Source organism: Streptomyces sp. WAC03905 (genome assembly GCF_057371075.1).
In genome coordinates, this window is record NZ_JBXYDZ010000002.1 from 332,094 (window position 1) to 356,588 (window position 24,495).

Sequence of the window (24,495 nt, forward strand, 5' to 3'; positions counted from 1 at the left end):
ATGCCCTTCCTCTCCCGCATTCGCGTCAACCCCCTACGCGCCGAAAGCCGCACACTCCTCGCCAGCCCGCGTGCCATGCATGCCGCAGTCCAAGGCGGCCTTCCCGGCCTACCCGACCAAGCACGCACGCTGTGGCGACTCGACCCGGACAACCCCCACCGCCCCAACCTGTTCGTCCTCACCACCGACAAGCCGGACTGGACCCACCTCGTCGAACAGGCCGGATGGCCCGCCGCCGAAGGCGAGCACTACGCCGTACGCGACTACGGCCCGCTCCTGCAACAGCTGGCACCCGGCCGCACCTTCGCCTTCCGCCTCACCGCCAATCCCGTCCAGAACACCACCCGCCCCGACAAGCCCACCGCCAGCCAACAGGCACACATCGACGCCGGCGGCCGGCGGCGCGGCTTCCGCCTGGGCCACCGCACTGCCGCCGCCCAGCTCGACTGGTTCCTTACCCGCACCACACGCTGGGGCTTCGACGTCCCCACCGCTCCCCACTTGAACGAAACCCGCAACACCACCGACGAGCCCCCACGCGACATCCGCATCACCAACCGCCAACGACGCTCCTTCGGCAAAGGACCGACCACCACGAAAGAAGCCCAGGTCGTCATGAACTCCGTCACCTACGAAGGACGCCTGCGCATCACCGACCCCGCCCTGCTCACCGAACACCTCCTGACAGGCATCGGCCCCTCCAAGGCCTACGGATGCGGACTCCTCACCCTCGCCCCCCCTCCCCGAAGGGCGATGACAACCCGTGCCCGACATCTGGTGGAAGGCAGACCCTCAAGACCTCCACCGCCTCGTCGACCGCGTCTCCAGCGTCTACGTGGAGCGAAGCCACTTGGACCGCGACGAGAACGCCATCGTCATCATCAACAAGCGACAAACGGGTCGCGTCCCTGCAGCCATGGTGGCCGTCATGCTCCTCGGCCCCGGCACACGCGTCACCCACGGAGCCATCCGCCTACTCGCCGACTCCGGCACTACCGTGTGCTGGGTGGGCGAGCAAGGCGTCCGCATGTACGCAGCCGGCCTCGGCCCCAGCCGCGGCGCCGGCCTTCTCCACCGCCAAGCCTGGCTCGTCACCCGCCCCAAGGAACGCCTCGCCGTCGCCCGCACCATGTACGGTATGCGCTTCGCCGGCGAGGACGTATCCACGCTCACCATGCAGCAACTCCGCGGCCGCGAAGGCACCCGTATCCGCAAGTACTACCGCGCCCAGGCCGCCCGGACCGGCATCGCCTGGAACGGCCGCGTCTACAAGGCCGGCGACGCCTTCGCGGCAGGCGACGACCTCAACCGCCTCCTGTCAGCCGCCAACGCCGCCCTCTACGGCATCTGCCACGCCGTCATCGTCGGACTTGGCGCCAGCCCGGGACTCGGCTTCGTCCACACCGGCAAAGCCACGTCCTTCGTCCTGGACATCGCGGACCTCTACAAGGCCGAATACACCATCCCGCTCGCCTTCGACCTTGCGGCCCAAGGCCTCGCAGAAGAGCGGGACGCTCGCCTGGGGCTCCGCGACCTCATAGCCCGTGACAAACTCCTCGGCCGCATTGTCACCGACGTCAAAAACCTTCTGACCCCCGAAGGAACGGACGTCGAGGACCCCGAAGCGAACCTCCTGTGGGACGAACACCTCGGCGCCGTCCCGGGCGGCACCAACTACGCCAGTCACGCGGACCTGTCAGTACACGGAATGACCGACAATCACATTGCGGTCATCGGTCCCGAAATCAACGAGGCCGAGCCAACATCGTGACCGTCATCATCCTTATCGCGGCGCCGGAAGGCCTCCGTGGCCACCTCACGCGCTGGATGGTCGAGGCCAGCGGCGGCGTATTCGTCGGCAACACCAGCCGCCGCATCCGCGACCGTCTTTGGGAACTCCTGGCCACCAGGATCGGGGACGGCCAGGCCATCCTCATCGAACCCGCCGCCAACGAACAGGGCTGGGCCGTCCGTACCGCAGGCCGCGACCGCTGGCAGCCCGTCGACTTTGACGGGCTGATCCTCTCCGCCCGCCCCCAAAGGCAAGTGAACGAGAACGACGCGCCCTCCGCTGAAAAGCCCAGGTGAGAAAGTGTGGTCCCCGCGGGTGCGGGGATGGTCCGCTCCTCCGGCAGGCCATGCGGTTGCTGCGCCGGTGGTCCCCGCGGGTGCGGGTATGATCCGCGCTCCGGACCGTGGTCGGCCTGCGGAGCCACTCCCGAGCGAGCTCCGCCGGCCACACCTGCCAGGAAACGATCTCGCCATCCCTGGTCACGCAATCCCTCCCGTCACGACCTCCATGATGTCCTTCGCCTTCGCCGTGCAGGGCGCACACGCGCCCCCGCGCAAGGAGCCGCAGATGGCGGCCGCGAGCGCGTCTAGGGCCTGTTGCGAAAGTGGATCTTGTTCGTTGATGATCACCTGTCGTGGGACGTGGAGATCTGACGAACGGCCAGTGGGCCCGGCTTGAGCCGTTGCTGCCGACGGGCATCAAGCCGGGCCGTCCGCAGGTATGGACACGGCGGCAGCTGATAGACGGCATACGGTGGCGGACCCGAACCGGCGCTCCCTGGCGGGACGTGCCCGAACGCTATGGGCCGTGGGACCGGGTCTATGACCTGTTCCGGCGCTGGCAGCGGGACGGCACGTGGGCCCGGATCCTCACGCGGCTCCAGGCCGAGGCTGATGCGAAGGGCCTGATCACCTGGGACGTGAATGTCGACTCCACCGTCTGCCGGGCCCATCAGCACGCCGCCGGGGCGGCAAAAAGGGGGACCTCCAGAAGGAGCCGCCCGGCGGAGTGTTCGTCGAGCCGGCCGACCACGGTCTCGGACGCTCCCGTGGCGGACTGACCAGCAAGATCCACCTCGCGGTCGAGCAGGGGCAGAAGCCTCTGTCGGTGGTGATCACGGCTGGGCAGCGGGGTGATTCCCCGCAGTTCGAGCCGGTCCTGGAGGCGATCCGGGTGCCCCGGCTCGGGCTCGGCAGGCCGCGCAAGCGGCCAGACCGGGTCCGGGCCGACAAGGCCTACGACTCCCGCAGCAACCGCTCCTACCTGCGCAGACGCGGAATCAAAGCCACCATCCCGGTTCCGGCGGACCGGGTCCGCAATCGCCTCAAGCGCGGATCGCGCGGCGGGCGCCCGCCAAAGTTCGACAAGGACGACTACAAGCAGCGGCACGCGGTCGAGTGCGGGATCAACCGGCTCAAGCGCCACCGGGCCGTCGCCACCCGGTACGACAAACTCGCCGTCCGTTACGAAGCGACAGTGCTGATCGCAGCCATCAACGAATGGCTGTGACCAGCACTTTCACAACAGGCCCTAGTGCTCTGACCGGGAAGGTTCACCGGGTCAGTACGCTGAGCGAGGCTGTGGAGGGCGAGGAGGTCGGGCATGACGCGGAGACTGTCGATGGAGGAGGCAGTGGGATTGCTTGAGGGCGAACTGAGGTCAGGGCAGCGAGCGCTTGACGATCTGGTCACGGAAGACTTCTGGCTTGCCTTCCTCCGATTTGGCCGACGGCTATTCGACGTCCCGGACACACCCGACGCTGACGGTCTTCTGTTCCAGTACGGGATCCACGCGTTCGGCGGCCCTCGGGCGTTCATGCTGGATCTCACCCGGCAGTTCGAGGTCTCCGACAGCGACGGTGATCACGACCATTACGTTCAGGTCCACTGCGAGCTCAGATACGGCCTTGCACCCGCGCTGGAGGCCCTCGGAAGCTTCGACTCGTGGTTCTTCCACGATGCCGGAGACGATCTCGAAGAGTGGGCTCAAGGACTGACCGAGCGAGCGGCCTGGGCAACGATTCACAGACTCAAGCCGACCGAGATCAGGGTGTATCAGGAACAGGTGTAGTCGTTCAGGCTGCCATCGTGGTGCGACGCCCTCCCCAGCGAACACCCTTCTCACTGCGGATGCGGGCTCGTTCGCGTCGTTGGGCTGCGATGACGTCGGGGTGGCGACGGGCGTTCTGGTTGCGCCAGCGCAGGTAGGCGTGCATGGACCGTGTGGTTGGGATGGTGAGAGTTGGCCAGGGTGAACTGCCGCAAGGGTCCGAAGTGGGCTTCGATGGGGTTGGCCCAGGACGCGTAGGTCGGGGTGAAGCACAGCTCGACCTTGTTCCGGGTCGCCCACCTGCGGATTCGCCAGTTCAGTTGGGCGGACAGGTTGTCGAGGATCACGTAGATGGGGGCGCCGTCCGGGCGGGCGGCTCGGATCGACCGCAGCGCGGCCCAGGTGTGGTCGATGCCCTTGCAGCGCCGATTGATTCCCCACAGTTTGTCGTCGCCGACGGAGTAACAGCCGTGGAAGTAGGTGATTCCGTGGGTGCGTCGGTAGGTCGCCGGCAGCCGGTCTGGCCTGCCTTGTTCTGCCCAGCAGGAGCCGGCGGTGGGGCGGATGCCCAGCGGGCCGAACTCGTCGAAGGCGAACGTGCGGTCCGGCCGCTGGTTGACCGCGTACTCGATCCGGGCCAGCTTGGCGTCGAAGTCCGCATCAGGGGACTCCTTCCAAGTCTTCGTGCGTTGGAAGGAGATCCCGCGGCGGGCCAGTAAGCACCGCAGGGCCTCCCGGCCGATCCGGACGGGCCGGGCGATGTTCCTGCGCACGTGATCGGCGAGCTTGCGGATGGACCAGCGGGTGAAGGGCTTGCCCAGCACGGTCGGGCGGGTGGTGGCCGTCTGGACGACGAAGTCCTCGTCGTCACGATCGAGAAGGCGGGGACGGCCTCCCGCCCAGCGAGGGTCCAGGCATGCGATCCCGATCTCGTTGAACTTGTGGATCACGTCGCGGACGGTGTCCTCGTCCGCCTGGACCAGGCGGGCTATGACCGGGACCGTGCTGCCGCCGGCCGAGGCCAGCAGCATCATCGCCCGCCGGAACCGCACCGAGCTGGTACTACCTCGCCGGACGATGTGCTGGAGTTTCTGCCCCTCCTGCTCGGTCAACCCGCGAACCCGGACCGGTTGCGCCATCCCGCCTCCCCACTGGTCCGGGAAAGCATTGCCAACCAGCACACGAGCAACCCGGCGAACCTTCCCGGTCACAGCACTAGCGACCCCGTGGAGGCGATGCGCCACAGGCCGTCGGCCTTCCGCGTGCACGTCTCGCACGCGCCCGTCTTGTCCGGACGGATGCCACACGCGATCATCGCGATGCGGGACGTCCTCCCGACTCCCGTGAAGGTCACGGAGACGATCGTGTTCATCGGCGGCTGCCCTTCGGTGCGCGCGACTTGTGTGGGCGATCTGCTCGAGATCGGTACCGACGTGCTCGTACGCGGTCATCTCCTCGCAGGGCGAGCACCGGTAGGCGACGTAGCGCCGCAGCGGGTCGGTCACGGACTGCGGACTGCCCTGGCGGCCGCCGGCCATCTCGCACGGTCCGGCGTCTCCGCACCAACTGCAGGCGGACGAGTAGTGGGTGATCACGGGCGCCGACGTCCACGACGACCAGGTGATGGGACGCCCGCGATGTTCCGCCGGGAGCACGGCTGCAGCCCAGGTTGTGGGGGCGGGCACCGCCCACAGCCGGCGGGCCGGGGCGCCCGCCACGCCATGGTCGGCTGCACCCGCGTCGACCCCGCGCCGCGGCACGGGCTCCGGCTCGCCGCGAAGCGACCGCAGGCAGGTCGCGCAGACGCTCGCCTCGTCGACCGGGCCGACCCACGGCCGCACGCCCGGCGCCTGCGCCTCATCGCGAGAGCACTCCAGCGCCACGGTGAACACCGCGGCCCCGGGCGAGACCACCCCTTCGGCACCGACGTGCAGCAGCCGCCCGCCGGCGGCACGCACGACAAGCCGACCATCCCAAGGGGCCACGGTCGTCGTCGTGTCCACGGCCAGGGCGCTCATCGGTCCACCGCGGCGAGCAGCGGCACCAGTTCGGTCTGCGCGAGTCGGGCCCGGTGCGCCCGGCGGCGCGCGACGTGGACACTGCGACGGGCCAGGCAGAGCTCGCTGGCGGGCACGTGGCAGGTCGGGCACTGCTCGGCGAATGCACCGTGCCGGAACCGCCGGTGCGTCTCGTAGGCCGCGTCCAGTGCCGCGTCGACGGCCGCCGGGGCCCTATGCCGGTGGTGGCCCGCATCGGCGGGGCCGTTATGGTGCTCATGGAGGGGCATCTCCTTGTGCGGATCGGCGGAGTGGGGCATGCGCCCCTTCACCTCATGTACGTCGAACCCGGGGATCTTGTTATGGTTCGCCGTTCCCGCCGGTCAGCTCGGCGCCCCGCCACGTCGTCGAAGACGGCTGGTGATCTGCGGCTCCGTCGTTCAGGTACGAGAGGCCTTCCCGAGGTCTTGAATTTCGAGCGCGCGTTCGAGTAAACCCGGCACCTACGTGGGACATTTCTCCAGGAATTCTTGGAGGGAATGCGCTGGGCTCCATAGCTGGTGGAATGCGCGATGTGAATACGCTAATCTGTAATCGCTGTCGAACTCTCTGCAACACGGGGGTCTGCGGTGCATATCTGCGGGAGCGTCGCATGCCGGCGCTCCCGCAGTTAGGTACCGGACTCGAGAGAGAGGAGGTCCACATGGACCTCGGCAGCGGAGATGATCAGCAGCAGACGCGATGGGACCGCCTTCGCAGGGAGCTGCGCGAGCGCGCGGAGGCGTGCTGGCGGCACCTGCGCAAGGCTCGGCGTAGTGCGCCGCTGGTCACCCTGGCAGCGAACACCCTCACCGTGATCCACGGGATCCAGGTGATCGCTGGCAAGTAGCCGGTCCGGACGTTTAGAGCTCGCCCGGACCGGCGGTACGCGAGATGCGGTCCGTCCGGTGTTCCCGCACCGGGCGGACCGCGCTTTTTCGCGCAGCGGACACGTTCTTGCCGTGTCGCTGCTTCGTAGCGTACCGCAAAATCACGGTTTCCAGATTTAAAATCGCGAGGAGCGTTATTTTCCGGCGTCTCGCAGCTTCCAAAAATCGCTAATTTTCCACGGATCGCTATTTTTGGCGGAGTGAAGATTTTTTAAGTTCGGCGCTCCCGAGGAAAGTTACGCATCGCAGAAGCTGAGGGAGCTCGTTTTCTCGTAGCGGTGCATTTTAGGTTCCGGCGTTACCGCTGCGGTTCTCGCGATGTTCCACGTTCTGGTGCAGGCTCCCCGGCGAGTTGCATGCGGGCGCGTTTGTAGGCGGCGCGAGCGGCGATGAACTGCTGCTCGGTACCGCCGCGGTCCGGGTGCGCGGCCGCCATCCGTTGCTTGAGGGCAGCAAGGTCTTCGTCCGCGGCGGACGGCCGCGCCGAGGGAAGCTCCGGCGGTGCGGCATACAGGTGCTTGTCGGGCTCCCACCAGCCGCCACCGCGGAAGACCTCGCCGGCGTCATCGAGCGGCGCGCGGTCCACGTACCCGATCACTGGAACCCCGGCGTGCACGTCGCGGACGTAGTAGACGCGCCGGGCCGTGCGGCGGGTGATCGGGAAGCTGACGACGCGGGCGGTGAAGTCGTTGTGTTCGTCCCCGGGGTCGAGGGCGTAGAGGTGTTCGGCCGGAGCGGCGGCCTCTCCGGCGGTCTGGTGCGCCGGGCCGCGTTGACCGCCTTGAGGACGTCCGCGGCCAGGCCGTGGCGGACGAGTAGGCGGGCCGGCTGGTCGCCGGTGAGCGTCCGGGCAGCGGCGTCGCCCGCGATCAGGGCCCGGCTCGCTGTCGGTCCAGCCGTGCGCGGTGTGATCCTGACCTGCGGCGTAGTCGTGCCAGCGGGCGGCCCAGAACCAGCGGCGGCCGGCGCGGCAGCGGCCCCAGAAGACCAACTCGTCGCCGTTGTTGGACATCACTTCTCCGCGTCGAGGAGGAAAGCGAGGCCTTCCCGGAAGGCGGAGTGGTCCTCCTCGCGGATCCTGTATCCCTGCACCGGTCCGTAGCCGGGGCCGATGCCGGTGATCGGGGACTGCAAGCCGTGCGGCCACCACCCTGCCACGGCCCCCCTGTTCAGGGTCTTCTTCAGGCCGCCGGCATGGCCTCGCAGGTTCTTGCCGCCCCCGGGGCGCAGGGCGTGGTCCGCGACACTGCCTCCCCGCTGGAGGGCTTCCCGGATGATGGCCTTGGACCGCTCGGGGAGCTTGTCGTAGTAGAGCCGGGCCAGGTCGGGAGTCCAGACGGGGTTCGCCGTGACGACGGCGGCGTGCTTGGTGAAGAGCACATCGAGGTCGTGGAGGAACTCGGGGGTCGGATCCTCGACCGCCATGGTGACCGTCAGTTTCAAGGGGAGCTCTTCCGTTACATCAGACGTTGATAGACGTGTTTCTAACGTGTGCTTGGCACCATACCCGTCGGGACGCGGCCCGCGGGGCGGTTCGCCCGGACCGCCGCGCGGGTGCACTACCCTGCAGCCGCATACGGGCCTCATCTGCGAGTTAGGGCGTCCTTACCTCCTATTCGTGGAAGAATACGAGGTAATGAGGGAGCGTCACCCGACGCCCGGGGGATGGGGGTTGAGACCTTGACCGTTAGCGAGCCGAACGAAGAGCGTCCCGGCGACGACGAGCCGAAGCGGTCGACACCTGACCACGCAGTCGACTTCCCGCCGGTGCAGAACGGCGTCGACTACCTCCTCAGCGTCGTCGAGCACCTCACCGCGGAGAAGCCGCCCGGCCCACGGCACCTGAAGTACGCCGTGCTCCACCTTCAGGCCGCCACCGAGGTTCTGCTCAAGGCCCGTCTCCAGAGCGAGCACTGGAGCCTGGTCTTCGCCAAGCCGGAGACCGCCACCCGCAAGAATTTCGAATCCGGCACGTTCGACAGCTGCACCACCGAAGGCACCATCGCCCGCCTGCAGGGCATAGCAGGCGTCATCATCGACGACAAGACGGTCGGGTACGTGAAGGACCTGATCAAGTCCCGCAACGCCCTGCAGCACTACGGCCTCACCTACAGCGCCCGATCGGTCGAATCCCACGCGGTCAAGGTCCTCGACTTCCTGCTGGCCTTCGTCCACACCGAGCTGCTGCCCGCCCTGTCACCCGACGAAGTGAGGAAGGTGGCCGGCACGCTGGAGACGGTCGGCGAAGACGTCCGCACCATCCAGTCCTTCATCAAGCGCCGGCTCAACCGCCTCAAGGGAGAGCTGAGGGCAGTACAGGACAAGACGGTGGAATGCCCCTCCTGCGACCAGTGGGCGATGGTCGTCGGCGGCCAAGAAGGCGAGCCGACCTGCCACTTCTGCCACCAGAACTGGGGGGACCGCGGAGCCAATGGGGCAGCTGACCTGTACCAGTGGGCGCGAACCGAAGACAGCGAAGTGATCGAGCCGTGCCCGACGTGCGGCGTCAAGGCGCTCCTCCTCGACTGTGTACAGGTCGCCGCCGACCCCCTGACACGCTGTTCCCTCTGCTTCGGCTGCGGCACCAGGCACGACGATCTTCCAGCGTGCAACGCCTGCGAGAAGCTCTACGTGCCGGACAAGGACACCATGGGCCTCTGCGGCGAGTGCGAATACCTCGCCACGAGGTGAGGTGGGTTCGCATCGCGCGCAGCCGTACCAAGACCCATCTGTAGCCCGTCCCGCACCGACGAAGAGGAACCGCCTGTGAGCAGCAGCACCGTCGCGGAGAACCAGCTGTACCGCGACCTCGCCTCCGACATGAAGTCCCGGGACCGGCGCCTGCGCGTCACCGCGATCCGGGACGGACGAGCCGACCTCGTCGTCGAACACGACCTTGGCGGCCAGGCCGGCAGGAAGACCCACGCGAGCACCGCCCGGCTGCGGTCTGCCGCCTTCGAGCTGATCGAAGACCCGGCCGACGCCGACCCGCAGTATCTGGCCCTGCTGGCCGCCGTCGCCGAGGTCCACCGGCCCGGCGCTACCCCCCCCCGACTACGCGCGCGCCGCCCTGCACGTCCTGCGGACCCTTCAGTCAGCCGGGGATGAAACCGCGGAGCTGCCGGTATGAGCCAGACGCCTTCCTCACCCGAACTCAGCTACCCCGCCGTACGCAACGGCCTGGACTTCCTGCGGAGCGTTGTCGAGCACCTTGACGGGCCCGACCCGGATCCCCGCGCGGTGAAGTTCGCGGTGGTGCACCTCCAGGCCGCCACCGAAATACTCCTCAAGGCGGCCCTCGCCTCCCTTGACTGGAAGCTCGTCTTCATCGACCCCGACCAAGTGGACGAGGCCGCGTACAAGGCCGGCGACTTCATCAGCATCGGTGCCAGCAAGGCGATCACACTCCTCAAGAAGGAGGGCGTGGTGATCGCGAACCGGGAGAAGAAGGAGATCGAGCGGCTCGCCGTGCAGCGCAACAATCGCGCACTTCGGGGGCACGCTGAGCGCCACAGCGGTCGAAAAGCGTTCCGGCATCGTCCTGGAGTTCCTTCTACGGTTCATCGACGACCACATCCGGATCGAACTGGAAGCGGACGACGCCGCGTACCTGGAGGAGGAGATGCGGTTCGTGCGGGCCAACGTGCCGCGCATCCGCGGGTACGCCAACGCCAGGTTGACCACGCTCGAATCCGAGCTCGCGCCGCTCAAGCACTCCACCCTGCGCTGCCCCGACTGCGACATGTGGGCCCTGGTCGCCGAGGGAGGCCTGCTCGGCTGCCGCGTGTGCGAGCGCTCGTGGGAGCCAGCGACGTTTCCGCTCGAGTACGCCGTCTACGTCCTCGGCCACTCCTGGCGCGACTACCGCAAGACGGGTCAGCCGGCCGGCTACTGCCCGGAGTGCCGCGACCGCACGCTCGTGGACGAGGCGTACCTTGCCGACGCACCGGAGCAGCAGCGCGCGTTCTGCTTCAGCTGCTCGCAGGCCTTCGACGATCTGGACAACTGCACCCGGTGCACACTGCCCTTCCAGCCCCGCGACGACGAGGACCTGACCTGCGGCGAGTGCTGGTCCGCAGCCCTCGCCCGCGACTGACCCTTGAAGGGAGAACCATGCCTGCCCACGTCGTGCACCAGGCGCGGGTCCCGGGGAGCAGCAACCTGTTCCCGGAGGGCGTCGCCGCGCTTCACCGCGCTGCACTGGAGCGGCCGACCGCGGGCGTGTACTGCAGCCTGACCAGCTCGATCGGAGCCGTCACGATCCACGTCGAGAAGGACCCCCTCGGGGAAGACCTCGCAATCGCCGAGGTGACGTGCGCCGATCCCTTGTGCGTCGAGCTGGTGGAGGGCAACCGGTGACCACCGACGCAGTAGCCGAAGGGGCTGAACTGGACATCCTCGACGCCGAACTCGTCGAGGAGGCTGCCCTGGCGCCCGCAGCCGCGCCGACCACCGCGGCACCGCGGTACCGGGTCACCCGGCACACCGTCCTCGGCCCCGGCGAGCTCCCACCCCGGGCCGACGAGCCGGACACCTTCACCGACATCGACTTCAAGGTCCCCGAAGGCGTCAAGAAGCGGCTCGACTCGCGCGGGGCGCGCAACACACGCGTCAACCGGGACTCCACCCGCGACCGCTTCGAGCAGTGGTGTGCGAGCCAGGGCCGCGTCGCCCGGCCGACGACCACCACGGCGAACGTTGCCGCGTACTTCGGCCACCTCATGGAGCAGGGCAAGGACGACGGCACCAGGTACAGCCCGGACACCCTGCTCGCCTACTCGTCCCGGATCACCTCCTGGTACCCGAAGGGCGATCGTCCCGACGCCTCCCTGGTCCGCCAGATGATCGAGGACTACCGCCTCGAGGAGTACATTCCGGCCGGCGGGGAGAAGGAGCAGTCGGCGGGCCTCACCCTGCGGTACCTGGTGCGGGTTCTCGCCGAGATCGACGAGACCACCAGGATCGGCCGCCGCGACGCTGCCATGCTCGTCCTGCAGTACGGGATGCTCTACCGCTCGATCGAGGTCACCAACCTCCTCGTCCGCCACGTCCGTGTCGACACCGACGGGGTATGGGTGTGGACCGCGATGTCCAAGACCCGCCGGAATGGCAAGGGCCGGTGGCGATTCATCCGCGACCGCGCCGACCTCCAGATCGTCGCCCGCACACGCGCCTGGCTCGCCGACCTTCGCGAACTGCGCGAGCCCACCGCCACCGACCAGAACCCCACCGATGGTGAACCGGCCTACCTCCCGAACAAGCCGCTCTTCCGGGCCCTGACCCGCCTGGGCAACCTCAAGCGCCGCGCCAACGCCACCGTCCGCGGCCTGTTCCTCACCGGCCGGGCCGTCAACGAGATAGTCAAGGCTCGCGCGGCAGCCGCCGGCGTCTCCCTCATCAACGGCCTCAAGGTCACCTCCCACAGCCTGCGCGCCGGCCCGAACACCGACATGGCCCAGGCCGACGTTCCGCTCTCCGAACGCAACGAGGCCGGTGACTGGAGCCCAGGCTCCACCCTCTCCGACGACGACTACAACCGGCCCGACGGCAGCATCGACATCAGCAAGCACGACCCCCTCGACGCCGTCCCGCTGTTCGGCGGGCCCGCGCATGCCGCGGTGGCTCAGGCTCGATCTGGCACAGCCGCACTGCGAGGGGACGGGTAAAAAGGGCAGCTCAGGGGCGTCATGGGCGAACCGGTAGCCAGACGGGTATACCGATGGGCATACTCGAAGGCATGGCAGACACCAGTGTGAAGATCGACGACACCACCAGGGACCGGCTCAAGGCCCTGGCCGACGCCGCGGGCGTGTCCATGAAGGACTACCTCGCGCGCGTCGCCGCGGAGAAGGAACACGAGCAGCTGCTGGACACCGCCACGGCCGCCTTCCGGCGGGCCATCGGCGCGCCCGGGGTCCTGGACCGCTTCGACGCCGACTTCGGAGGGCTGCCGCCGGCCGCCGCCCACGACACCTCGCGGGTGGCCTGAGCCGGTGGAACTGCTCGTCGACTACCGATGGCTCCTGGACCGCCAGGAAGACATCCTCCGCTCCGACCTCACCGTCAACGACCTCTCCGCGCTGGTCGGCATGGCCGCCCGGCACCGGGTCAACACCCCCCGCCTGGACCACGCCGACCCCGACGCGTTCTGGCGCGCCGCGGTGTTTCTGGAGGAGTGCGTGCTCTTGCGCCCGCTCCCAGCCCGTAACGAGGCGTACGGCTACGGCGTCGCTCTCGCCTACCTGGAGGCTTCCGGAAAGCGCGTCGTGGCCGAGTACGAGCCGTGGCGCGACCTCATCACGGACATCCGGTCCCTGCGACTCGACTCCTACGCCATTGCGGACCGACTCCGATCCATCCAGGTCGGCTGACGCCAGCGGCCTCACCGCCTTGCGGCCCGTGCGAGGGGATGGCCGCTGATCGTCTTCCGCTCGTCCCCGCCCGCACAGGAGGATCTTCGACATGAAGATTCTTGTGCTGGGCGGGACTTGGTTTCTGGGGCGGGCGGTCGCTCAGACTGCGCTCGACCGTGGGTGGGAGGTGACGGTCTTCAACCGCGGCCGGTCGGGGGCGGTGCCAGAGGGAGCCCAAGCGGTTCGAGGCGATCGGACCGTCGCGGCTGACCTGGCCCGGCTGGCCGGGGAAGGCCCGTGGGACGCCGTGGTGGACACCTCGGCATCCGAGATGGCTCCGCGCGATGTCCTTGCGGGCGCCAGCGCCCTGGAGCCGGTCGCACGCCGATACGTGTTCGTCTCCACGGTGAACGCCTATCGCGGCTGGCCGAACGATTCCCTCACGGAGGACTCGGAAGTCCTGGATGGTCCCCCGGACGCCGACGCCGACTACGGCCGGCTCCCTGACGGCTGGGACGGGCCGGACTGGTACTACGGCCGGCAGAAGGCTGGCGCCGAGAGGGCGACCACCGTGGCCTTCGGTGATGACCGCGCGGTGATCCTGCGGCCCGGCGTCATCCTCGGGCCCGGCGAGTACGTGGGCAGACTGCCGTGGTGGCTCAACCGAGCAGCCCGTGGCGGCCGGATGCTCGCCCCCGGAGCCCCGGACAAGCCGATCCAGCCGATCGATGTGCGCGACGTGGCCGCCTTCGCGTTGGACCAGGCCGCCGCCGATGGGGGCGGCGCGTACAACTGCGTCGCCCCCATCGGCCGGGAGACGATGGCCGACTTCCTCACGGCATGCGTGCTGGCCACCGGCGGAGACGCTCAGCTGGCTTGGGCACCCGACAAGCTGCTCCTCGACCACGGGGTGCAGCAATGGACGGAGCTGCCGCTGTGGCGCACCCACGCGGGGGTGTGGCGGATCGAGTCCACCCGGGCGCAGGCGGCCGGGCTGGTCTGCCGGCCGCTCGCGGAGACCGTGGCCGACTCGTGGACGTGGCTTCGCGGCGGCGGGGTGCCGGTGGATCACCCGCGGTGGGCAGAGCACGGCATTGCACCGGAGAAGGAGGCGCTGATCCTTGGCGCCCTGAGCCGGTAGCAGGTCAGGACTCGATGGCGAGCGCGCTCTGGGCGCCGAGCCGGCGCGCTGGGGAGAGGGCGCTGAACTCCTCGATCTGATCGGCCAGGGCGACTGCTGCGGCTGCTCCGCGGAAGTCGGGTCGGGTCAGTTCCATCCGGGCAGCCGTCAACCGTTCCATCATCCCCGAGGACCGATGCCCGGGTGCTACCTGGAACATGGGGTTCAAGGCCTCCTGGGCGCCTTCGACCTCGTTCCGCGTCAGCCGAGCGCGGGCGAGGTCGATGGCGGCCGGCCCCGACACCACCAACGGGACTTCCGACGTCGGGCGGCTGCTCAGCAGGGTGAGTGCCGTGGTGGCGAACTCTTCTGCGGCCTCCCCGTCCCGCAGCAGGAGGCTTGTCGTCGCGTTGCTCATGGCAGTTCGGGCTTCGTCGAAGGCGAACTCGCCCCCGATGTCGTCATGGAGCTCGTCCCGGATGCCGCCGGTCTGCTCCATGGCGGCCACGATGCAGCGGCGCGCTTCCACGTCGTCCCGGAGGTGTCCGTGAGCCCGCGCTTCAATGGCGTACAACCGCCGGCGGGCGGTGCTGCCCAACCCTGTGCAGTCCTGGGCGATACGAGCCAGTCGTACGGACTCGGACGGTCGACCGTCCCAGAAGGCCATGAAGGCCAGCATCCCGTAGGCGTACGCCTGGAGAGGGCCGTGACTTATGGTCTTGCCGTACTGGACGGCGGTACGGGCGAACGAGACCGCGGGCGCCAGCTTCCCGAGGTCGAAGCAGACCGCAGCGAGCAGGGAGCTGGCCTGCCCGGCGGCGTAGTAGAGGCGGGTCAGCTGTTCCGGGGAGCGGGTTCGCTCCAAGGTCATCTGAGCGTGCTTGAGCAGGCTGGTGGCTTCGTGGAAGACCTCCGCGGGCGCCCTGCACCCGTATTCGCGGGAGAGCCTGTTGAGGTCATCGGTGAGTTGGTCGAGGGTCAGCTCGTCCACGCGGAGCGCGGCGGCTTCGCCTGAGTGGTCGGCGGCGTCCCGAGCGGTCATCAGTAGATCACTTTCGGTGGGCATAGGCGGAGAGGGAGTCCGACCGGGGGCGCTCTGGATCGGCGATTCCTCGGCGGCGCGCAGCAGCTCGTTGACCGGGCGGCCGAGCATCCGCTCCAGCACGAGAGAGGTGGGCCGGAAAGGGGCTGTCTTGACGCCTCCGACGGTGAGCAGGCGCGCGTACTGGCGGGCCCCGGGTGGCGGCGCCACCTCGTAGCCGGCCCGCCGTAACTCGTCTGCAGCGCGGCTGTACGCCTCGCTGAAGTGCGGGTGGGAGCTGATGCCCTTCGCGCTCACCAGCTGAAACAGCACCGTGCGCCGGCCGTCTTCCATGTTCCCTCCGGATCGGTTCCCTCTCATGGGATACCGCCTTTGCAGCCCGATGGAACTGCCCTCCGCCAGAAGGCAGCAAGAAGTCATAGCCGCGTCATCGTGTCACCCAAGGAGGCAGCCAGAAGTCTCATCCCCGACATAGGCACCACCTACCTTATAGCGCCACGCTAAGTGGCCAGTCCGTGACGAGGAGGAGTGATGGGGACGGCAACTGCGTCGAGCGCAACCCAACCGACGAAGGGCCCCACACCGTCCCCGACCGACCGGGAGGGAAGCGAGAGGAAGGCGCCATGTCGATTGCCGCACCACCGCTCGATGCCGCCGCGCTTGGGCGTGCCGGGTTCCGCGTATCCGCGCAAGTTCACCGTCTGGCCGATGCTTCTTTCGAGCGCAGCGGGCTGCATGGCCGGGACGCGCCGCGCACGGGACAGGCACGTCGGATCACGGCTGCTCTCCTTCGGCTGTGGGGACTGGCCGAGCTCGTGGACCCCGCTTGCCTGGCAGTCTCCGAACTGGTCACGAACGCCTTCGTGCACGGGCAGGGCGAGACGGTGACCATCCGGATTTCCGTCTCCGACACCCATCTGCGGATCGAGGTCCGAGACGGGGGGTCGTGGACGCCGCGGCCGCTCTCCCCGGATCCGCTCGCGCAGGGCGGACGCGGCATGCTCCTGGTGGAGGCCTTCGCCGATGCGTGGGGGATCGCCGACAGCGGAGCGGTCTGGTGCGTCTTCCACCACACAACCTCAGGCGGTCCCCGGTGAGGTTCGACACCGACGGCGGCACGAGCGAGGCCGTGCTCTTACGGGTACTTGAAGGCCTCCGCCGCTCCTTCCCGCCCCCGGACGTGCCGGACTCGACATTCGATGTCCTCGACGCCGTCCTCGGCCCGGACCACGTGCCCAACGAAGAGGAAGTACCCCTTCTGATCATGTGGATGCGCGGCTCCCTCATGGAACTCCTCCCCGTGGTCCCTTCCCACGACGCCAGGAAGCCGGACTTCGCCGCCCTCATCAAGAAGGCTCACCTCCTGCTGGAGACGGAGCCCCCCGGCGACTACCTCGGCGTCCGGCTGCACCTGAGACGCATGGCGGTAGTCGGCCTCGGACTGGTCGATCTCCTGGCCCCGCTCCCGGCCCCCCACCCCTGAACCCACGCCGATCGCTGAGGATGGCCATGTTCTGCCAGCACCAGCCGCCTTGCCCGACCTCCGATGCCCCTGACAGAGAGGCAGCCCGCGCAGTGGCACATCACCCCGAGCAGGGGTGGAGCCTGCTGTGTAACGGAGTGCTGCTCTTCGAGGACACAGGGGAGCTCCTCCCGGACGGCCAGGTCGTGGAGCCGCACCGCCCGTGCCCCGCAGTGCCGTCTTCGGGCAGGGGGAGCCGGTGAGCAGGCTCGCACCGCCGGACCCGGAGTTCCTGCCGGGGATCCAGGTCGACACCCGGTACACCCTGCGCGGATCGGTGCCCGTCGTCACCCTGTTCCACCCGCACGCGCACACCCGCAATGCCGTGGCCGGCAATGCGATGCTGGCGATCGCGAGCGGTCTCGGGCTCCGCTACGGTCGGAGCTTCCCGCGGACAGGGCAGCTCGTCTACAACATCTGGGACTACTGGGCGCTGGACTACGGACACCCGCGCGACGCGCTGACCTTCTTCCCCCAGGACCTGATCTGGCCGTTTGTGGTGCGTGGCGGCGGGGGGTGCTTCCTGGCCGTCAGCCCGGAGCACGAGCCCCGGTCGGCGAACGAGGACCGCATCCTGACCGGCCGGGTCGCCTTGAGGTACCGGGCCCCGCGCGAGTGGATGAGGGCCCGGTGAAGGCGGCGGCGGCCGCAGAGAGGCGCGATGTCTGAGACCGGCCCGACTGCGACTGGGGTGAGGGTCGACCCGAGGAGACGGCGCTCCTGGAGCTCAGGGCGCACGCGAACTCGTGCTACCGCCTGGGATCCGTGGCGCTGTCCCGGGGAGACCTGGAGGTGGCCGCGAACTGGCTGTGGAAGGCCATGGACGCCGACCACCCAGGTGGCTGGTTCCGCTTCGCCGTGGTCATCTACCGCTGCCACGGGTGGTCACTGGACGAAGAGGCCCGCGTGCTTGCGGTCCGTAGTCCAGGGTGCTGCGGGCTTCGACCACGGCGATGCGCAGTATCTGCGCCCGCTACTGACAGACGCCACCGCGGTCCTGCCGCCCGCCGACTGGGAGGACCAGGACTACGGACCCGAGCTGGAAGCCGCGCTCCGCGCCGGCCTTGACGTCCTCACCGTCCCCGACGACGACACGGAAACGAGTGACGGATGAACACGCTGCTTCCGAAAGCTGAATGGCTTGCCAGCCTGCCCCACGTAGTCGCCGTCGGCTCGATGCTCGTCACCGACGAAGATGGTCTCGTGCTGCTGGTGAAGGCGAACTACAAGCCGTACGGATGGCAGTTCCCGGGGGGCATGCTCGACCTCGGGGAGTACCCGTCGGCGTGTGCCGAACGCGAGCTCGCGGAGGAGACCGGCCTGAACTGCCGGGCGGTCGGCCTGCTCGCAGTGATGTGGCACATCCCGACGGAGTCGAGCGGCGGCCGGGCGGTCGTGCAGTTCCTCTTCGACGGCGGCCAGGTCCCGGCCGGCACCTCGGTTCGCCTTCAGGAGAGCGAGCTGTCCGAAGCCCGCTGGGTCCGCCCGGCCGACGCCATGACGCTTCTCGACGACAAACGTGGCGCCTGGCTGGAGGCCGCGCTGCGCGCCCAGCAGGGCGAGTCCGTGCAAGTCCTGGCCCGCTGATCCCGAGTCCGTCGCTGCACCCTGCCGACGGCCTCCGTGTGCCCCCCACTGCCGCACCCGGGCGCCCGGATCGCGCCTGCGGAAACCCTGGTGCCGGCCTCTGACCTCTGATCCTTCAAGAGACAGGAAGCTCCCCGTGATCATCGAACTCACCAGCGAACTCGAAGACGCTCTGCTCGACCGTCCGCTCCCGCCGTGGGAGCTGGACGTCCCGTCCCTGGCGCAGTCCACCAGGGGGCAGTACCGGGCCGAGCTGGCGGCCGCCCCACGGTGCGAGGACACCGTCACGACGCTGCGCCGCGCGCTGGCCGGGGAAGGCGGCGGATACGCCGTACTGCGCCTGGGGCGCCTCGCCAAGGCCCTGGGCGGGGCTGACGACGAACGGTTCCTGCGGCTGGCGACGGCCTTCGCTGCCGAGGTGGCTATCCCCTTCTCGCCCTTCCCTCGCTGGCCCCTGTGGAAGCCCATCGGAGTCAAGATCGACAAGGACCCCGGGAAGTCCAGCGGCATCGGCTACAACGCGTTCCACATGGACATCGTGAACGGGACTCTGCCGCCGGACTACACCACGCTCCTGTGCGTCCGCCGCGACCCGCTCGGCGGCGGCCCCAGCATCCTCTCCAACGGCCACGCGGCCGTGTCGCGGTTGTCGGAGGACTGCCGCGCGCTCCTGGCCGAGGCGGCCTACCACTACGGGACGTTCTTCGACCTGCACGGCGTCGGCGAGGACTACGCACAGTTCCCCGTCCTGGACGGCCCCAACGGATTCGTCCGCTTCACCGCGAAGATGCTGCAGCGGTCCCAGCTCGGCCCGGCCTATGCCGACGCCGCCAGGCAGCTCGCGGGGGAGCTCGTACGAGGGCAGGTCTCCTTCATGCTCGAACCCGGGGACTACCTCGTCGTGAACCAGCGCCGCTTCCTGCACGGGCGGGAGGCGCTCCAGGACGGGCAGGAGACCCTCCCGGTCGATGACAGGCGTCTGCTGCTCCAGCTGTTCCTGCGAGCGCCCGTCGACGCCGGCACGGCCGCCTAACCGGCCGACAGCACCGCGCGCCTCCGGTCTTCGCCCCGGGCCCAGCCGTCGCGCAGGCGGGCGGCCTCAGGGCGGGGGCCGTCGCGACGGACTTCCCGGACCGCTAGATGCGCGAGTTGCGCAGGGACTGCCACGCAGCGCCGACCAGAGCCTGCGTCGCCCGTGGGACGGAGAGGTGCTCGTGCTCGCGGTAGAGGTCCCAGTTGTACCGCACGAGCGAGAACTTGTTGGAGGACAGCGACCCCGCCCGCGCGGCTCTGTAGACCGCGAGCGGCTCGGCCAGGCCCCGGGCGTCGAAGCCGTCCCGCATGATCGACAGCCAGAGGGCGTAATCCTGCCTCTTGCGCATTTCCGGCATCAGTCGCGTACCCAGCACGTTGCGGTCGTACATGGCGGTGAGGGCGCCGATGTGGTCCTGGAACAGCATCGCGCGGTAGTCCACGTACTGCCGGGCGCGGACCACCCGGCCGTTCGGGATCCAGTCGGTGCTCTCGCCGCCGTAGCTGGCGTCCATTTTGAAGTACGAGGTGAAGGTCAGCGGCGCATCGCCGTCCGCGGCGAAGGCGAGCTGCTTTTCGGTCTTCTCCGGCAGCCACATGTCGTCGCTGTCGAGGAAGGCGATGTAATCCCCGCGGGCCCGCCGCATCGCGAGGTTGCGGGCCCTGCCGGCGCCGCCCTGTTCGGGTGCCGGCTCCGGCAGGACGCGCTCGTCCTCCTTGGCGAACGCGCGGAGCAGGTCCATGGAGTCATCGGAGGACTGATCGTCGGTGATCAGCAGCTCCAGGTCGCTGTGGGTCTGCGTGAGCACCGACCGAACCGCTGCGCCGAGAGTGGCCGCCGAGTTGTAGACGGGCATCACGACAGACACCAAGGGCACAGCGATCTCCTTGCCAGACCAGGAACGACGCCCCATTCAAGCACCGCATTCGAGTAGGAGCTGCCATGCAGATCGTTGTCGCTGGTCAGGGTTACGTAGGGCTTCCGCTGGCCGTACGTGCCGCCGAAGTGGGGCACCGTGTCGTCGGCTACGACGTGGATTCGCACCGCGTCCGGCAGCTCGCCGCCGGCGATTCGTACGTGGAGGACGTGGCCTCGTACCGGCTGCGTACGGTCCTGGGCGGCGGGGCCTACTCCGCGACCACGGATGCCGCCGCGCTGGCCGACTACGACCTCGCGGTAATCACGGTCCCGACCCCGCTGCGGGACGGCGTGCCCGACCTGACCTACATCGAGGCCTGCGCCCGGACCCTGGGCGAGCACCTGCGCCCGGGCGCCACCGTGGTCCTGGAGTCCACGACTTACCCCGGCACCACCGAGGAACTGCTGCTGCCGATCCTGGAGCAGACCTCGGGCCTCAAGGCCGGAACGGACTTCCGGCTCGGATTCAGTCCCGAGCGGATCGCCCCCGGCAACGCGCGGTTCAGCTTCGAAGGGACGCCGAAGCTGGTGTCGGGCATCGACGCCACATCACTCGAAGTGATCAAGAAGTTCTACGACGGCATCTTTCACACCACCGTGCCGGTGTCCGGGCCCAAGGTCGCCGAGCTGGCCAAGCTGATCGAGAACACGTTCCGGCTCGTCAACATCTCCCTGGTCAACGAGCTGGCGACGCTGACCGGCCGCCTCGGCGTGAACGTGTGGGAGGCGATCGACGCCGCCGCCACCAAGCCGTTCGGATTCACACGATTCACCCCCGGGCCGGGGGTCGGCGGGCACTGCCTGCCCGTCGACCCCCTGTTCCTGTCCTGGAAGATCCGCGAGGAGCTCGGCGAGGCCTTCCGGTTCGTGGAGCTCGCCGCCGAGGTGAACGACGGCATGCCCGACTGCGTCGTCCAGCGCGTTGTCGCAGCACTCGACGCGCGGGGCGCAGGCGTCGCGGGGGCTCGGATCCTGCTGCTCGGCCTGACCTACAAGATCAATGCCACGGACCTCCGCAACTCGCCGTCGGCACGTGTCGCCGAGCTCCTGACCATGCTCGGCGCCGATGTCCGCGGAGCCGAGCCCAACATTCCGGACGACGCCGACACTGGGCCGAACCTCCGCCGGGTGGACGCGACACCCGAGGAGATCGCGGCCGCCGACGCCGTGGTGCTCCTGATGGACCACGCGCGCTTTGACCTTCCGATGATCCAGCAGAACGCGGTCTGGGTTCTCGACTGCCGCAACCGCATGTCCGGAGCGAATGTCGAAGTCCTCTAACTCAACCGACCGGCACCGACCCCCAACAGGAGTTCCCTCTTGCGCACCGAATGGGAGCACGCCCACACGGACTACGCCCTGCCCGCGCAGCGCCGCAGTCCGGCTTCGCTCGCCGACAGCGAAGCCGACTGGCGCAACTACCTGGAACACTCGACCCCCAACGGGTGGCTGATCCGCAACAGCGCCCTGACCGCAGCGCTGGCCAGCGGCAAGCCGATGTATCTCCTGCACCTCACCCGGGGCATCGACGCCATCCGCGCCAGCGGCCAGGTGCACGTCTCCGCCGGCTGCCTCGTCGGAGCCCTGTACTGCTCGCCCCTCACCCCACGGGGTGGGGGACTGCGCCCCCACAACCTCGGCGCCTACCTGATGGCGACGAAGCCATCCACCACCCCCCTGGTCTTCGAGGTGACCCCGGACGCTCCGGTTCGGCCCATGGGGATCGACTACCTGCATCTCGGCTCCATCCACCTGCGCACCTATCTGCGCTACCAGAACCTCCTCACGCGTGCCGAGGCCGACCAGCTCGCACACACCGTCGGGGCCGGCCTGCACGCAGCGGCCCCGTTCCTGGACATCGCCCTGCGCAACGCCACCGGCCATGCCACGTCAGCGCCCGAGTTCGTCGACCGCCTGGCCGACGCCGTCCCCCACGTACCGTTCCTCGGCTACCTCTACTTCGAGGTGCTGTCCGAGTACCTGATGCTCCACTCGGTCACGCCAGAGACCAAGACCTACGCCCAGGAGGGCGAGCTGAACAACTGGCTCTACAAGCGCTTGGCCTTCGCCGCCGTGGACGGCATGGACCGCCTCTTCGACCTGGCCCGCTTCAACCCGCGCTACCACCGGCTCGTCCAGCTCTTCGAAGGCCTGGAGCCCGATCTCGTTCGGGGAGTCGCCGAGTACGTCCGGCGACGGCTGTCGCACCTGCTCGCACTAACTTCCCTGGAGCCGTCCCAGGACGCGGCCACCTTCACCTTCCAGGGCGCCGAGCTCGACCTGCTCCAGGAGACCGCGCCTGGACTCGTCGGCCAGATGGTATTCCGCGTGATCCGTCATATGACCCGCTACAGCCAGCTATACCACTGCTTCGAGAAATCCAAGGCTCTTGAAGCATGGGAATACTGGAACAGCGAAGGAATCCCAACACCGTTCAATGGGATCCTCCCCAAGGGGGAAATCGGGATACATCCCGTCTACCCCCGATCCTCGGTCAGGGTCTGGGTCGCAGAGCAGGACGGCGAGGGCTATCTCCATCCGTTCGAGGAGGTCAGAGCGGTTGTCACACCGCACCTGGCGTCCTGGTGGGCGCCTCCCCGCCAGGGTGCAATCTAGGTGCGCCCTAGCGTCCGAACTAAGGTATTGGGGTTCCGCATGACCAGCAAATTCCTGAAAATCCTGACCGGAATCAACCGTCCCTCGGCGCCTTCCTCGGGGAGCATGATTCTCGTCAACGACCTATACAGCGTGATGCCTGGTACTCACACGACCTTCCTCGGCCGAGAACCGGTCGATGCAACCTGGGCAGCCGCATTCGGTGAGCTGGCCGTCCTCTCCACGGTGAAGCGCCCCCACGGCCCCGACTTCGAGTCGTACGTGGACGAGCTGACCACCGAAGTCGGGGAGCTCATCGAGAAGGTCCGGCCGCACGCCCTCCACGCCCAGTACCTCGGCTTCGCCCTCAGCCAGGCCTTCATCCGCACCGCCGGCGACATTCCGGTCATCTCCATCGCCCACGGCCCTGATGTGATGGTCGCCGAGCGTAGCGAGTGGGAGCGCGAAGGCCTGCACGAAGTGGCAGCTGCCAGTGCGGCGATCGTCGCCCCGACCTCCGCCCTCGCGGACCGCATCGACCGCCTCACCGGCCGCCGGTTCACCGACCGGCTCACCGTCATCCCTTGGGGTATCCGTCTGGCCGACGCCCACGTCCGCGATCGCCAGACGAGCGGACCCGGACCCCTGGCTTTGGTGCACGCCGGCCGCCTCGACGCCAACAAGTCACCAACCACTGCCGTCGAAGCCCTTGCCCTGACCGAGCAGCCGCACCACCTCTCCGTGATCGGCCAAGGCGTACTCCGGGAACATCTCGAGCAGCGAGCACTCGAGCTCGGTGTACGGGATCGGGTGCAGTTCGAGCGGTTCTTGCCCCGCGCCAAGCTGTGGCGCCGGCTACCGCAATTCGACGCCTTCGTGGGAACGACCACGGGCCTTGAGGCCTTCGGGCTCGTCCTCATTGAGGCCCAAGCACACGGCCTTCAGGTGGCCTACTCCGACCTTCCCGAGGCGAGGGAGATCCTCGGAGACACCGGCGTTCCCTACACCCCCGGCGACCCGCAGTCGCTGGCCGCGGCCTTGGACGATCTGGGCCGGGACGTAGACCGTCGCGAGGCGCTGACCTGCGCGGCTCTCAACAATGCGCGCCGATACGACATCAACACCACCAGCCGTCGGCTTCGCGAACTGACGCTCCGCGTCAGCCGTTCCGGAGCGACGTCGTGATGCACCGGACTCCGACCGGGGCGACGAGGGCATAGCGCACATGGCGACGCTGTCCCTCGGACCCGTGTAACAGAACGACGTTGTTGGCGTTCAGGGTGACCTCGGCGGACGGCTGTCGGCAGCCGCGGCAGTACACCTCCAGCGCCTCGATGCGCTGCCCAGCGGTGGCCTTGATGCAGCCGCGGAATTCGGCGATCGACGCAATGCGGGGCGTCACCTCCACTTCGGCGGCTGCAACCCAGGTGTGCGAGAGGTCGCTCGCGGTCTTCTCTGCTGGAGGGGAGGGCGGAGGAGAGGCGGCCTTCGTCTGCAGGCCCGGGCGGAGGAGGGCGAACAGGCTTTGCTGCCGGGGGGCTCGCCCTTCGCTCACGTA

The 24,495-nt window shown here is 68.6% G+C and carries 30 protein-coding genes and 2 pseudogenes; 24 read left to right on the forward strand and 8 right to left on the reverse strand.

Annotated elements, in window-relative coordinates:
• From cas6e to AC2RP6_RS02370, 5 genes and pseudogenes are all read left to right on the forward strand, one after another.
• Positions 1-753, forward strand: a pseudogene (cas6e, locus tag AC2RP6_RS02350) (type I-E CRISPR-associated protein Cas6/Cse3/CasE); the annotation flags it as partial.
• Between the two features lie 10 nt (positions 754-763).
• On the forward strand, positions 764-1,771 hold the full coding sequence (gene cas1e / locus AC2RP6_RS02355; RefSeq protein WP_486444534.1) for a type I-E CRISPR-associated endonuclease Cas1e: 1,008 nt from the start codon (positions 764-766) through the stop codon (positions 1,769-1,771).
• Positions 1,768-2,088 (forward strand): type I-E CRISPR-associated endoribonuclease Cas2e, encoded by a 321-nt coding sequence (gene cas2e, locus AC2RP6_RS02360; protein WP_486444535.1) that lies wholly within the window; start codon positions 1,768-1,770, stop codon positions 2,086-2,088. Before cas1e ends, cas2e begins: the two co-directional genes overlap by 4 nt.
• 338 nt (positions 2,089-2,426) lie before the next feature.
• Positions 2,427-3,301 (forward strand): IS5 family transposase gene (locus tag AC2RP6_RS02365; RefSeq protein WP_486444433.1). Its coding sequence is split into 2 segments (ribosomal slippage): positions 2,427-2,820 and positions 2,820-3,301, totalling 876 coding nucleotides; the frame shifts between segments, so codons are not numbered across the junction.
• A gap of 93 nt (positions 3,302-3,394) precedes the next feature.
• The gene (locus AC2RP6_RS02370) at positions 3,395-3,862 is read left to right on the forward strand and encodes a hypothetical protein (protein ID WP_486444536.1); all 468 of its coding nucleotides are present in this window, start codon (positions 3,395-3,397) and stop codon (positions 3,860-3,862) included.
• Between the two features lie 4 nt (positions 3,863-3,866).
• On the opposite strand, the pseudogene AC2RP6_RS02375 reads toward AC2RP6_RS02370, so the two are convergent.
• Positions 3,867-4,980 (reverse strand): annotated as a pseudogene (locus AC2RP6_RS02375) (IS630 family transposase).
• A gap of 875 nt (positions 4,981-5,855) precedes the next feature.
• A complete protein-coding gene (locus tag AC2RP6_RS02380; RefSeq protein ID WP_486444537.1) occupies positions 5,856-6,158 on the reverse strand; it encodes a hypothetical protein in 303 nt (100 codons plus the stop codon).
• A 383-nt stretch (positions 6,159-6,541) separates the two neighbouring features.
• On the opposite strand from AC2RP6_RS02380, the gene AC2RP6_RS02385 reads away from it, so the two are divergent.
• On the forward strand, positions 6,542-6,727 hold the full coding sequence (locus tag AC2RP6_RS02385) for a hypothetical protein (RefSeq protein WP_486444538.1): 186 nt from the start codon (positions 6,542-6,544) through the stop codon (positions 6,725-6,727).
• Between the two features lie 338 nt (positions 6,728-7,065).
• On the opposite strand, the gene AC2RP6_RS02390 is transcribed toward AC2RP6_RS02385, so the two are convergent.
• Positions 7,066-7,779 carry a hypothetical protein gene (locus AC2RP6_RS02390; protein WP_486444539.1) on the reverse strand — a complete coding sequence of 238 codons (714 nt, stop codon included), beginning with the start codon at positions 7,777-7,779 and terminating at the stop codon, positions 7,066-7,068.
• Positions 7,779-8,210, reverse strand: coding sequence for a hypothetical protein (locus AC2RP6_RS02395; protein WP_486444540.1), 432 nt, complete (start codon positions 8,208-8,210; stop codon positions 7,779-7,781). Before AC2RP6_RS02395 ends, AC2RP6_RS02390 begins: the two co-directional genes overlap by 1 nt.
• Before the next feature lie 237 nt (positions 8,211-8,447).
• On the opposite strand from AC2RP6_RS02395, the gene AC2RP6_RS02400 reads away from it, so the two are divergent.
• Positions 8,448-9,458, forward strand: coding sequence for a hypothetical protein (locus tag AC2RP6_RS02400; RefSeq protein WP_486444541.1), 1,011 nt, complete (start codon positions 8,448-8,450; stop codon positions 9,456-9,458).
• Between the two features lie 75 nt (positions 9,459-9,533).
• Positions 9,534-9,875 carry a DUF6354 family protein gene (locus tag AC2RP6_RS02405; RefSeq protein WP_486444542.1) on the forward strand — a complete coding sequence of 114 codons (342 nt, stop codon included), beginning with the start codon at positions 9,534-9,536 and terminating at the stop codon, positions 9,873-9,875.
• Between the two features lie 36 nt (positions 9,876-9,911).
• Here AC2RP6_RS02405 and AC2RP6_RS02410 read toward each other — a convergent pair whose 3' ends face one another.
• Positions 9,912-10,304, reverse strand: coding sequence for a hypothetical protein (locus tag AC2RP6_RS02410; RefSeq protein ID WP_486444543.1), 393 nt, complete (start codon positions 10,302-10,304; stop codon positions 9,912-9,914).
• Positions 10,305-10,389: 85 nt separating this feature from the next.
• Between AC2RP6_RS02410 and AC2RP6_RS02415 the strand changes: the two genes are divergently transcribed.
• From AC2RP6_RS02415 to AC2RP6_RS02440, 6 genes are all read left to right on the forward strand, one after another.
• Positions 10,390-10,863, forward strand: a complete 474-nt coding sequence (locus tag AC2RP6_RS02415) for a hypothetical protein (RefSeq protein ID WP_486444544.1) — start codon at positions 10,390-10,392, stop codon at positions 10,861-10,863.
• Between the two features lie 17 nt (positions 10,864-10,880).
• Positions 10,881-11,126: a hypothetical protein gene (locus AC2RP6_RS02420; protein ID WP_486444545.1), complete on the forward strand. Its 246-nt coding sequence runs from the start codon at positions 10,881-10,883 to the stop codon at positions 11,124-11,126.
• Entirely contained in the window at positions 11,123-12,433 is a 1,311-nt protein-coding gene (locus tag AC2RP6_RS02425) for a site-specific integrase (protein ID WP_486444546.1), read from the forward strand. The genes AC2RP6_RS02420 and AC2RP6_RS02425 overlap by 4 nt, the downstream gene beginning before the upstream one ends.
• A gap of 71 nt (positions 12,434-12,504) precedes the next feature.
• Complete coding sequence (locus tag AC2RP6_RS02430) at positions 12,505-12,756, forward strand: antitoxin MazE7 (RefSeq protein WP_486444547.1); 252 nt, start codon at positions 12,505-12,507, stop codon at positions 12,754-12,756.
• A gap of 4 nt (positions 12,757-12,760) precedes the next feature.
• On the forward strand, positions 12,761-13,138 hold the full coding sequence (locus AC2RP6_RS02435; protein ID WP_486444548.1) for a toxin Doc: 378 nt from the start codon (positions 12,761-12,763) through the stop codon (positions 13,136-13,138).
• 91 nt (positions 13,139-13,229) lie between these two features.
• Entirely contained in the window at positions 13,230-14,261 is a 1,032-nt protein-coding gene (locus AC2RP6_RS02440) for an NAD-dependent epimerase/dehydratase family protein (RefSeq protein ID WP_486444549.1), read from the forward strand.
• Positions 14,262-14,265: 4 nt separating this feature from the next.
• Here AC2RP6_RS02440 and AC2RP6_RS02445 read toward each other — a convergent pair whose 3' ends face one another.
• Positions 14,266-15,615, reverse strand: coding sequence for an NsdA family TPR-like regulatory protein (locus tag AC2RP6_RS02445; RefSeq protein WP_486444550.1), 1,350 nt, complete (start codon positions 15,613-15,615; stop codon positions 14,266-14,268).
• Between the two features lie 290 nt (positions 15,616-15,905).
• Here AC2RP6_RS02445 and AC2RP6_RS02450 point away from each other — a divergent pair, with 290 nt between their 5' ends.
• The 7 genes from AC2RP6_RS02450 to AC2RP6_RS02480 all read left to right on the forward strand — a co-directional run bounded on the left by AC2RP6_RS02450 (position 15,906) and on the right by AC2RP6_RS02480 (position 19,424).
• Entirely contained in the window at positions 15,906-16,379 is a 474-nt protein-coding gene (locus tag AC2RP6_RS02450) for an ATP-binding protein (RefSeq protein WP_486444551.1), read from the forward strand.
• Positions 16,376-16,765 carry a DUF6415 family natural product biosynthesis protein gene (locus AC2RP6_RS02455; RefSeq protein ID WP_486444552.1) on the forward strand — a complete coding sequence of 130 codons (390 nt, stop codon included), beginning with the start codon at positions 16,376-16,378 and terminating at the stop codon, positions 16,763-16,765. Before AC2RP6_RS02450 ends, AC2RP6_RS02455 begins: the two co-directional genes overlap by 4 nt.
• Before the next feature lie 26 nt (positions 16,766-16,791).
• On the forward strand, positions 16,792-17,007 hold the full coding sequence (locus AC2RP6_RS02460) for a DUF5999 family protein (protein WP_486444553.1): 216 nt from the start codon (positions 16,792-16,794) through the stop codon (positions 17,005-17,007).
• A complete protein-coding gene (locus AC2RP6_RS02465) occupies positions 16,968-17,438 on the forward strand; it encodes a hypothetical protein (RefSeq protein WP_486444633.1) in 471 nt (156 codons plus the stop codon). Before AC2RP6_RS02460 ends, AC2RP6_RS02465 begins: the two co-directional genes overlap by 40 nt.
• Before the next feature lie 276 nt (positions 17,439-17,714).
• Positions 17,715-17,918 (forward strand): hypothetical protein, encoded by a 204-nt coding sequence (locus AC2RP6_RS02470; protein ID WP_486444554.1) that lies wholly within the window; start codon positions 17,715-17,717, stop codon positions 17,916-17,918.
• Positions 17,915-18,391, forward strand: coding sequence for an NUDIX domain-containing protein (locus tag AC2RP6_RS02475; protein WP_486444555.1), 477 nt, complete (start codon positions 17,915-17,917; stop codon positions 18,389-18,391). The genes AC2RP6_RS02470 and AC2RP6_RS02475 overlap by 4 nt, the downstream gene beginning before the upstream one ends.
• 136 nt (positions 18,392-18,527) lie before the next feature.
• Complete coding sequence (locus AC2RP6_RS02480; RefSeq protein WP_486444556.1) at positions 18,528-19,424, forward strand: TauD/TfdA family dioxygenase; 897 nt, start codon at positions 18,528-18,530, stop codon at positions 19,422-19,424.
• A gap of 103 nt (positions 19,425-19,527) precedes the next feature.
• Here AC2RP6_RS02480 and AC2RP6_RS02485 read toward each other — a convergent pair whose 3' ends face one another.
• Positions 19,528-20,301: a glycosyltransferase family 2 protein gene (locus tag AC2RP6_RS02485; protein WP_486444557.1), complete on the reverse strand. Its 774-nt coding sequence runs from the start codon at positions 20,299-20,301 to the stop codon at positions 19,528-19,530.
• Between the two features lie 65 nt (positions 20,302-20,366).
• On the opposite strand from AC2RP6_RS02485, the gene AC2RP6_RS02490 reads away from it, so the two are divergent.
• From AC2RP6_RS02490 to AC2RP6_RS02500, 3 genes are read left to right on the forward strand one after another with little or no spacing between them, the layout of a single operon-like run.
• Complete coding sequence (locus AC2RP6_RS02490) at positions 20,367-21,623, forward strand: nucleotide sugar dehydrogenase (protein WP_486444558.1); 1,257 nt, start codon at positions 20,367-20,369, stop codon at positions 21,621-21,623.
• A gap of 39 nt (positions 21,624-21,662) precedes the next feature.
• Positions 21,663-22,958, forward strand: a complete 1,296-nt coding sequence (locus AC2RP6_RS02495; protein WP_486444559.1) for a hypothetical protein — start codon at positions 21,663-21,665, stop codon at positions 22,956-22,958.
• Between the two features lie 39 nt (positions 22,959-22,997).
• Positions 22,998-24,122: a glycosyltransferase family 4 protein gene (locus AC2RP6_RS02500; protein WP_486444560.1), complete on the forward strand. Its 1,125-nt coding sequence runs from the start codon at positions 22,998-23,000 to the stop codon at positions 24,120-24,122.
• Here AC2RP6_RS02500 and AC2RP6_RS02505 read toward each other — a convergent pair.
• Entirely contained in the window at positions 24,097-24,492 is a 396-nt protein-coding gene (locus AC2RP6_RS02505; RefSeq protein ID WP_486444561.1) for a hypothetical protein, read from the reverse strand. The genes AC2RP6_RS02500 and AC2RP6_RS02505 overlap by 26 nt on opposite strands.
• Positions 24,493-24,495: the final 3 nt, after the last annotated feature.